Origin of the sequence: Bradyrhizobium sp. Tv2a-2 (genome assembly GCF_000472425.1) — a bacterium.
In the GTDB taxonomy this organism is placed as follows: Bacteria; Pseudomonadota; Alphaproteobacteria; order Rhizobiales; family Xanthobacteraceae; genus Bradyrhizobium.
In genome coordinates this window covers 74,080-83,258 of record NZ_AXAI01000026.1, presented here as the reverse complement: position 1 = coordinate 83,258, position 9,179 = coordinate 74,080, and the positions used below count along the sequence as shown (strand labels likewise).

8 protein-coding genes and 1 pseudogene are annotated in these 9,179 nt (G+C 59.5%); 6 read left to right on the top strand and 3 right to left on the bottom strand.

Annotated features, from left to right (window positions below; all coding sequences use genetic code 11):
• Nucleotides 1-321: an ATP-binding protein gene (locus A3AI_RS0135210; protein WP_024520042.1), complete on the top strand. Its 321-nt coding sequence runs from the start codon at nt 1-3 to the stop codon at nt 319-321.
• Here the strand turns inward: A3AI_RS0135210 and A3AI_RS0135205 are convergent.
• Nucleotides 296-511, bottom strand: a pseudogene (locus A3AI_RS0135205) (IS3 family transposase); the annotation flags it as partial. The gene A3AI_RS0135210 and the pseudogene A3AI_RS0135205 sit on opposite strands and share 26 nt — an antisense overlap.
• A gap of 643 nt (nt 512-1,154) precedes the next feature.
• Between A3AI_RS0135205 and A3AI_RS0135200 the strand changes: the two are divergent.
• The 5 genes from A3AI_RS0135200 (at nt 1,155) to A3AI_RS46675 (ending at nt 4,982) form a co-directional block, all read left to right on the top strand.
• Nucleotides 1,155-2,129, top strand: a complete 975-nt coding sequence (locus A3AI_RS0135200; RefSeq protein WP_051382629.1) for a LysR family transcriptional regulator — start codon at nt 1,155-1,157, stop codon at nt 2,127-2,129.
• Nucleotides 2,130-2,335: 206 nt separating this feature from the next.
• A complete protein-coding gene (locus tag A3AI_RS49000) occupies nt 2,336-2,620 on the top strand; it encodes a hypothetical protein (protein WP_198030305.1) in 285 nt (94 codons plus the stop codon).
• 147 nt (nt 2,621-2,767) lie between these two features.
• On the top strand, nt 2,768-3,172 hold the full coding sequence (locus A3AI_RS0135195; protein WP_024520039.1) for a YybH family protein: 405 nt from the start codon (nt 2,768-2,770) through the stop codon (nt 3,170-3,172).
• 267 nt (nt 3,173-3,439) lie between these two features.
• Entirely contained in the window at nt 3,440-3,910 is a 471-nt protein-coding gene (locus A3AI_RS0135190) for a pyridoxamine 5'-phosphate oxidase family protein (protein ID WP_024520038.1), read from the top strand.
• Between the two features lie 631 nt (nt 3,911-4,541).
• On the top strand, nt 4,542-4,982 hold the full coding sequence (locus tag A3AI_RS46675; protein WP_024520037.1) for a hypothetical protein: 441 nt from the start codon (nt 4,542-4,544) through the stop codon (nt 4,980-4,982).
• 329 nt (nt 4,983-5,311) lie between these two features.
• On the opposite strand, the gene A3AI_RS0135175 is transcribed toward A3AI_RS46675, so the two are convergent.
• Nucleotides 5,312-6,565 (bottom strand): adenylate/guanylate cyclase domain-containing protein, encoded by a 1,254-nt coding sequence (locus A3AI_RS0135175; protein WP_024520036.1) that lies wholly within the window; start codon nt 6,563-6,565, stop codon nt 5,312-5,314.
• Nucleotides 6,562-9,153, bottom strand: coding sequence for an ATP-binding protein (locus tag A3AI_RS0135170; RefSeq protein WP_024520035.1), 2,592 nt, complete (start codon nt 9,151-9,153; stop codon nt 6,562-6,564). Before A3AI_RS0135170 ends, A3AI_RS0135175 begins: the two co-directional genes overlap by 4 nt.
• Nucleotides 9,154-9,179 lie beyond the last annotated feature (26 nt).

Sequence of the window (9,179 nt, the reverse complement as noted above, 5' to 3'; positions counted from 1 at the left end):
ATGAACCTGATCGTCAACGCCGTCGAAGCATTAAGCTCGGTCAGCGAGGGGGCGCGAGAGCTGGTGATCACCACCGGTAAGGGCGAGCCGGACGGCATGCTCGTCGCAGTGCTGGATTCGGGTCCAGGTCTGAGTTCATCGGATCTCGAGCGCATCTTTGAGGCCTTCTACACGACAAAGNCTGGCGGCTTGGGGATGGGTCTATCGATCTGCCGCTCCATCATTGAAGCGCATGGGGGGCGCCTATGGGCCACCGCCGCCCAACCTCGGGGCGCGACTTTTCAATTCACGCTGCCTACACAATCAAATCAGGCAGCGTGATTTGAACTGATCTTCCCCCGAAAAAATGGACAGAGTTAAGCTGCTTTTTTAGCTCCATCTCGATCGGGCTGATAAAGCCGATGGCGGAGTGACGACGAGTTCGATTGTAGAAGCCTTCGATATAGGCAAAGATATCCGTGGCTTCCGCCCGTGTTGCATAGTACCTGTGGTGGACGAACTCCGTCTTGAGCAGCACGGAATCCTTGAGCAGCACGGAACCGCGCAAGCCAAGCTCCCTGGCAACAGATCCGATCGGGCGCCCCCTCGACGCTACGAGATCAACCGCTTGCCGCTTGTAGTCGTCCCGTAAACGACCGACGTTGACGTCCTTCCATCCGAACCTCCTGGCTCTTCAAGCCTACTACAGGGTGTCCATCAATTCGGAGGAGGCTCACAACAAACCGCAAGAATGAGAACGCCGTAACAAGAACTGCGCTTAACGCCGCGACCAAACCGCTCTATCTCTAGTTCGCAAGAACATCGGGCACAGCAGGGTCACGGAGAACAAGGATGCGCATATTCCCAGCGTTAACTGCATCGACTAATGGCGCCGATGTAACCGTCAAGGATACCAAGCGTTTGGCCAACACCTACGGGTGGGGCTACTATAATTCAATCATCATGAGCCACACGCTCAGACCGCCTAAGTGAGAGCAAAGGAGGAAACGCGCCTTCTGCCATATCGCGAGTGCCAAGAACGATGACGTTTGGACCCTGTTCTATCCTCTGCTGGACAAGTGACTTCGCAGCTTGGCGTCGCCTGAAGTAAGAAGTTCCTACTATGGCAACGAACTTGAACGGCCCGAACCACGGCAAATCTTTCGAGTATGAGTATGCAGCTGCAGCTTCATCAGGTGCGATATTTCCTAGCCCTAGCAAGGACACTCAATTTTACGCGGGCTGCGGAGCAATGCAATGTGACCCAGCCGGCGCTGACAAAGGCGGTACAGAAGCTGGAGCAAGAACTCGGTGGCGCGCTGATTCACCGTGAACGTCACCTCACCCAGCTCACTGAGCTGGGAAAAATGATTTTGCCCACGCTGGAGAAAATATTTGCCGCCATGGAGGCGGTACGGCTTCAGGCGCGAGGCTATCAAAAGAAGACAATTGCCCCGCTCAAGATCGGGCTGGTGCCGTCAGTCTCCGCCGCACTCATCACGGAATTGCTCTTGGAGCTCGCCAGGATAATCCCTGACCTTCGAGTGGATCTGCGCGAGGCGGATGCCAACGGGCTCGTTGCGATGCTTTTGGACGGCGAGATCAATGCCGCACTCGTCGGTGACGCCGTGGAGCTACCTGAGCGTATCGATCGCTGGCAGCTGTTCGAGGAGCGGTACGTTCTCGTCCTGTCTCGAAAACATCCGATGGCGGGGCAAACCGTTATCCCGCTCCAAGACTTGCATGAGGCGGTGTTTCTCGAAAGGGTCGGATGCGACGTCGCGGACCGATTCAAGAAGACTTGTTTTGCCGACCATCCAGGCCCTAAAGTTGTGCACAGGAGCGATCAGGAAAGGCATCTTCAGCAAATGGCATCCGCCGGTTTTGGGGCCATCCTGGCGCCAGAGCACGCTCCCAGGCTGCCGTCGCTCGCCGCTATTCCAATTGAGGGCGACCCCGTCCGGCGCGAGGTGCAGCTTTTGGCCATGGCGGGGAGGCAGTATTCGCCGGCGCTTGACGCGTTCATCAAGGTTGCTCGTGTTTGCGACTGGACGAGCGCGCTGGACAAATTCCGCCGCGCGTCTGCCCCTGCCTCGAACAAGGACAATGTTCGCAAGGCTGACGCGCAAGGTGCAGGCGCTTTGATGTAAATGACGGGCCCCGATCCCGCCTCCTCATGCCGAGCTTGCTCCGGCATTCGCGCACGCGATCCTCAGACACCTCGGAGCGAAGATCGGGAAGCGCGACTATCTCGGCATCATGCGGCGGTGACTACTCGTGAGAGTGGCAATGGCAGTCTCTGCAGATGCGGCTAGTGGCATTCCTCGCTGCGGCATCACGTGGCGCGGCATCAATAATGATCGTCTATCGCACGTCGATCAAGGCGGCGGTACCAGCCGTGACGACGGTCGTGAGCGATCTGGTGCGGCGGGGTCATTCCTACCCTTCGTACAGGGCCTATCCCACCTATAATTCATACTATGGAGCCTACGACTACGGATATTACAGGTCAGCTTGCGCGCCCGGACCGCGCGTCGGCGCCTTTGCGACAGCGCCCTGGACCGACGCGCCGTCGCCGCTCGCAGCGCGGCGTGACGCTGTAGCGGCCCGCGCAACTCGCCTTGACTTACGAATGGATTGAAGACTGGCACCGCGTCATTCCCCGTTGCCATGAAAACTATACGCATCGGCTATTGGAAAAGTTCGTCCAGCGCTGCGATCAATAGCTGCCACAACATGCGTATCATCGCGGCATCGCAGTTCAACCAACACGAACAGGAGACCCCTGATGTCGGAGTCCTTCTCACTCCCTACTGAACCCGAAGGCATTGTCGCGTCGCTGCTCGAGCGATTCAACTCCGGCAAGGTCAGCGCGATGATGGGCTTGTATGCTCCCGAAGCCGTGTTCATCGCGAAAGACGGGCGAACCATCACTGATCACACCGAGATCGCCGCCGAACTCGAGCGCGATTTCGGCCTCGGCCTGCCGCTGGAGGCCAATGCGCGTCATGTATTCGTCGCCGACGATATCGCCCAGATCGTGCTGGACTGGTCAATTGATGGCACAGGTCCCGACGGCAAGCACGTGCACCTCGGAGGCTCGGCAAGCGATATCGTGCGCCGCGGCGCGGATGGACACTGGCGGTACCTGATCGACAATAATCTTGGGACGGCGGTGCGACGGGCCGCCTGAAATATGTGCGCCACGGCAGCTCTCGGCGATGGAGCCACTCTTCAGCCCGGCGTCGACGATCACCGCCATTTGGTGAAACTACCTGGTCGGAGATTTGGACCTGTGCGCCCGAATTCTCCGGGAGACGACGGATGCACGGCTCAATGCAAAACGTGGCACCAGTGATCAGCTACGCTCACCAGGACGGAACGCTCCGGCTGGCATTGTCGGCGAGGCCCAGTACGAGTGGGCTAGAGAGGGTTCGCGAAGAGCGAAACGAGGATATCTATGATTGAAATCACTGCCGACATGGAGGCGATCATCAAGCAGGCGATACTGTCGTTCGTCGCGACAGTCAACGAGGACGGAACGCCCAATCTTTCGCCGAAGGCGTCTTTGACGGTCATAAACGGCGCTCTCTACTTCGCCGATATCGCTTCGCCCCGGACGATACTGAACTTGAAGCGCGATCCCGCCGTCGAAATTAACGTAGTCAACATTTTCCAGAGGCGCGGTTATCGATTCAAGGGCCGTGCGTTGATACTGACGCCAGACGATGACGAGTCTTTGATGATCGCCAACTGGGTTCGCGCGACGAATGGCCTTGAGTATCCTGTCGATCACGTTGTCAAAATCGAAACCACTTCGATCACCCCGTTGCTGTCTCCAGCCCATGTCTTTGCCCGCCCTCCTCGAAGTCAGGACGAAATCAGGAGCGCCTACTATCAAAAGTACGGTGTGAAACCCAACGGGGCATAGGTGCAGGGTCGCTCAGAGGGAGAAAGCCCGTGAAGATCGCTGCGAGTGCATTGTCCATTGAGCAAGTTGCATTCACGCGGGGTATCAGAGCCGCAACAGCCTCACTCGAGCCTTCCGAAAGCACTACGGGACTGACCCTTCAAACCATCGGTCAGGGCAAAACGCGTCTTCGTTGCGTATCAAATCGAAGAGGACGGGACGCCAAGAACGATGTGTAGATTCACGCTACTTTGTGCGAACCGTGAACACGGGGTCAGAACAAGATTTGCTCAAAATCGAATGGAAGGCTCTCGCTCCGCCGGTGCTAGGTTGGCATCAGTTAGGATGGACAAAGCCGGGAGCATTCGAACGGAAAAGATTTCTACTCGAGGCTTGCTCTGACCTCTGCGCTGGGGTCCTTGACGTCTGAAAGCTTTAGACGCGGTCGCCGGAGAGAATGAAAACGATAACAATCTGACATTTCTAACGGCGCGCAGACGGGACTACCGTCCTCATACATCTCATCGATACTTGGTGGCAGCACGAGTGGCCCATCGATCACAACGCAGTCGATCCACCGTTCGTGTGCGCAGCGCCTACTCTCGATGTCCCAAGAACTCGATCCAGCAGCCCAGCGTGCAGGAGTTACGCCATGCCCTTTCGCTTCATCAAAAAATCCATCCACACCTACCTAATCGACTATCCTGTTGCCATCATCTTGATGGCCGCGCCATTCCCGCTGAAGCTAGGCAAGAGCAATCCTGTCGCGCCGTGGCTTTCGGTGGTGTTCCGCGTCACGGCACTACTGCTGCCGGCTCCCATGGACCACCCGACGGGGCTCTTCCGGGTCGTCCGTTACAGTCCGCATCTCTGGGTAGACCGCGCATTGGGTGTGGTCTCCATCACTACCCCCTCCGCTTTCCATTTCACCGGGCTTGACGCCTGGTACTACTGGGTTCTCGCCGCTGCAGTCTCGCTGACGACCTCAGTTCTCAAGGCGCCCGAGATGATTGCCGCCGGTCGCAATGTGGCTTTCGGTTGCTGTCGGTGTTGCAGCGCTGCTCTTGGCCGCTGTGACCGATCATCCCACTGATCTCGTCCGGATCATTCCCTACTGGCTGCATCTTCGGGTCGATCGTGCCGGCGGCGTGGTATTTGCCATCGCACCATTTGCTTCGAACACCAGCTAAGATGTTAATTTGCTTGGTGGGCGCAGGGCTCGAACCTGGGACCCGCTGATTAAGCTACGTATGATTTGCTAGGAAAATCCTTGCGCCGGTGGCGGGCGTACCGCGGGGCGTTTAAAGTCACGCGAAATATGCATGAGGTTGCCACGGATGTTGCCACAATCGATATATCGATCGAAAAAAACAGACCAACTTATTGTTATAATTACATATTTTAGAAATATGTCCTCTTGTTCTATTCCAGCTGCATGCGGACGCCCTTGGCACCGTTCAACAATCGCTTGAGATGAAAGCCGGCAAGCGCATCCTCCGCGTGTGAACCGACCAGCGCAGCGAAGGCCGGCATTGCGGTGGCATCGCCCGCCTCGAGCTTTGCGAAAGCCTCGGAATATTGCGCGACCGCCGGCGCCTGGAAGTCGGCGGGCCGAAGCGGCTCGAACGCGCGTAACGGCTCGCTACGGCCGCGCAGCACGAGGTCGCCGACCGGCCGGCCCCGGAAATCCGGCACGCCACCGGCGATGGTCGCGCTGACGCAAATGCGCGTGCCCAGGAATTTGTTCGCAGCTTCCAGCCGCGCTGCGGTGTTGATGGTGTCGCCGTAGGCCGTGTAATCGAAGAACCGCCCGCCGCCGAAATTGCCGACGAGCGCCGGACCGGCATGAACGCCGATACGGGTCAGCCCGAAATTGACGGCCTTGGTCTTCCAGCGCCTGCGAAATTCCTCGGCCCAGGAATCGAGATCATGCGCACAGGCGACCGCACGCGCGGCATAATCCGACTGTTCCTCGGGTGCGTTGAACAGCACCTGGATGGCATCGCCGATGATCTTGGCTACCGTACCCTCATGCGCGAACACGACATCGGTCATGCCGCCGACATATTCGTTGAGGAGTTCGCCGAGCACCTCTGGCGCCACTGTTTCGACCAGCGAGGTGAAACCGGTGATGTCGGTGAAGATGGTGGCGACATCGCGCCAATGCACCTCCATGCCGTCGCTCTCGCCGTCGGCACAGGCCAGGCGGCTTGCGATCTGCGGCGAGAAATAACGGGACAGCGAGGCATGCGCCCGCTCGGCCTCCGCCTGGCGGCGCCGCGCCTCTCGCAACATCTCGACATGGCGGATGGTCTTGTCGATAGTGGTTTCGAGATCGGCGAAATCGATCGGCTTTGTCAGGAAATCGAACGCTCCGCGGTTCATCGCGGCGCGGATATTGCTCATGTCGCCGTAGGCGGAGACGATGATGGTCGACTTCTTGTCCTCGGCCTCTTGCAGCTTCGCGAGCAACGACAGCCCGTCCATCCGCGGCATGTTGATGTCCGACACGACCATGTCGACATGCGGATGCGCCTCGAGCGACTGCAGCGCGTCGAGCCCGTCATGCGCGAACATGAAGGTCACCGCGCCCTCACGAATGCGCCTGCGGAACTTCTGCAGCACCAGCGCCTCGAGGTCGGGCTCGTCGTCGACAAAAAGAATGGTCGCCGTCATACTGCCTGCCTGCCTCCGGCAATTTCCTGCGCCGCGAGCTGGCGCGGCAGCGTAATGATGAACTCGGTAAAGGCGCCCGGCCTCGTATCGACGTCGATCGTGCCGCCGTGCTGCTTCACCACGATGTCATGGCTCATCGACAGGCCGAGCCCCGTACCCTCGCCAGCCGGCTTGGTGGTGAAGAAAGGATTGAAGATCTTTTCCTTCACCTCAGGCGGAATCCCGATGCCGTTGTCGCGGATCCGGATCTCCACCCTGTCGCCGAGATCTCTCGTCGATGCGGTCAACGTCGGCTCAAAGTCCTGTTCACCGATTTCCTTGCGTTTGGTGGCGGCATAGAAGCCGTTTGAAATCAGGTTCAGAAACACCCGGGTGATCTCCTGCGGATAGAGATCGGCCATGCCCGCCTCGGGATCCAGCTCGCGCTTGAGTGTGATGTTGAAGCCGGGTCTTTCCGCCCGCGCGCCGTGATAGGCGAGATTGAGGCTCTCCTCGACGATGGCGTTGATGTCCGCCGGGCGGCGCTCGCCGCTGCCCTCGCGCGAATGCAGCAGCATGTTCTTCACGATGGAATCGGCACGCTTGCCGTGCTGCACGACCTTTTCGAGATTGCCCTTGAGCATGTGGGTGAGCTCCTCGATCTCCTCTCTCGTCTTTTCGTCGAGATTGGCTGACTTGAGCACCTCGTTCAATTCGTCGATCAGTTCGCTCGACAGCGCCGAGAAATTGTTGACGAAGTTGAGCGGGTTCTTGATCTCATGCGCGATGCCGGCAGTGAGCTGGCCGAGGGACGCAAGCTTCTCGGTCTGGATCAGGCGGTCCTGCGCGGTGCGCAAATCGTCGAGCGATCGCGACAGCTCCTGCGTGCGTGCCTGCACCTCGTCGAACAATCTGACATTTTCGATCGCGATCACGGCCTGGTCGGCGAAGCCCTGCACCAATTCGACCTGCCGCTGGCTGAAGAGACCGGGTTCGTTGCGCGAGAGCGTAAATACGCCGACACCTCGTCCTTCCCGCATCAAGGGGACTGCCAGAAACGACTTGAAGCCTATCGCCTGCTGGAATTGCCGCAAATTCGTGCTCGAATTCTCGAAATCCGGAATGTTGACCACCGTGCCGGTCAGCACCGCGCGCCCCATGTGCGATTCCCCATCGAGCGGAACGGGATTGCGCAGCATCATCTCTCTCACCGTCGCGTCTACCGCTGCAATTCCCTTGCACACCAGCCGATCACCGTCACGCAGGAACAATCCGCCGCCCGTCGCGCCACAAAGCTCCTGCGCCGACCGCGTGAGCGTGTTCATGACAGACTCGAGGTCGAATGCTGAGCGGCTTATGACTTTCAGGACGTTCGAGGTCGCGGTCTGCTGCTGCAGCGACTCCGTCAACTCAGCGGTACGCTGTTCAACCTTGTTTTCCAAATCCGCATAGGATTCCTGCAGCCGCGCACCCATGTCGTTGAACTGGTCGGCGAGCCCCTCGAGTTCGTCGCCGGTCTTGATCGAGATGCGCTGGGAAAAATCGCCACCGCCCATGCGCGCGGCGCCGGCACGCAGCGCCTGGATCGGACCGACCATGCGGCGTGCCAGGAAGATTCCGGCCAGCACCGCGAAGATCGAGGCCGCGAGCAGCACGATGGCGAGGCGTTCCAACGCCGTGTAGAGCGAGGCATAGGCCTCCTCCACCGGCAGCTCGACGAACATGGTCCAGCGCAGTGGGGCGATCGGGGCGGATGCGGTCAGAACCCTCTGGCCCTGGATGTTAGGCGCGCCCTGCAGTTCGTCCGACATCACCTCTCCCGCAAGCGACGCCTTGACCTGGACGAGTTTGGACATGTCGGTGTTGCGCAACACAAGGCTGATGTCGGGATGGGCGATCAGCCTCCCTTGCGCGCCCACCACATAGGCGCGGCCATGCTCGCCGACCTTGATCTGAGAGACCACGTCCCAGATCAGCTTGAGATTGACCTCCGCGATGCTGACGCCGGCGTCCTTGCGGGTGCCGGCGAGCGCGAGCGTCATATAGGGCTCGGACTCCCGGCGGAAATAGACCGGGCCGTAATAGACCTTGTGGGCGACGGCTTCGGTGAATTTCGGATCGTTCGACAGGTCAATGCCGCTGTCGATCACGTCCATGGCAAGCCGCGATACCCTCAAGCGTTCCTTGCCGCTGGCATCGACCTGGGCAAGCTCGGTGATGGCAGGCACCTGGCGCAACAGCCTGAGCGCATCGAACCGGCGCTGCTCGATCGAGCCGGCAGACCAGGGCAACTGGGTGGTCCAGCCGAGCTGGCTCTCGATCTCCTTGACGAACTGGCTGATCTTGGCGGCAGCCGCCACTGCCTGCTCATGCTGGATGCGGATCAGGGCGGCCTTGTGCTCGCGGTAATAGAAGATGACCTCGAATATCCCGTTCGAGAGCAGCGCGATGCCGACCACTGCGACGAACAGGGCGACATATTTGATGAACAGCCGGCTCCGGGACCTCGCTGCAGCCTTGGGCTGCGCGGCACCCGCGACAGCCGTTGGCTCCATCGTACGGGCCTGGCCATGGCCTTGGGGCGTGTCCGGGTGCAGGGAAATGGTCATCGGCACTTTCTAGCAAGAAGGCCCCA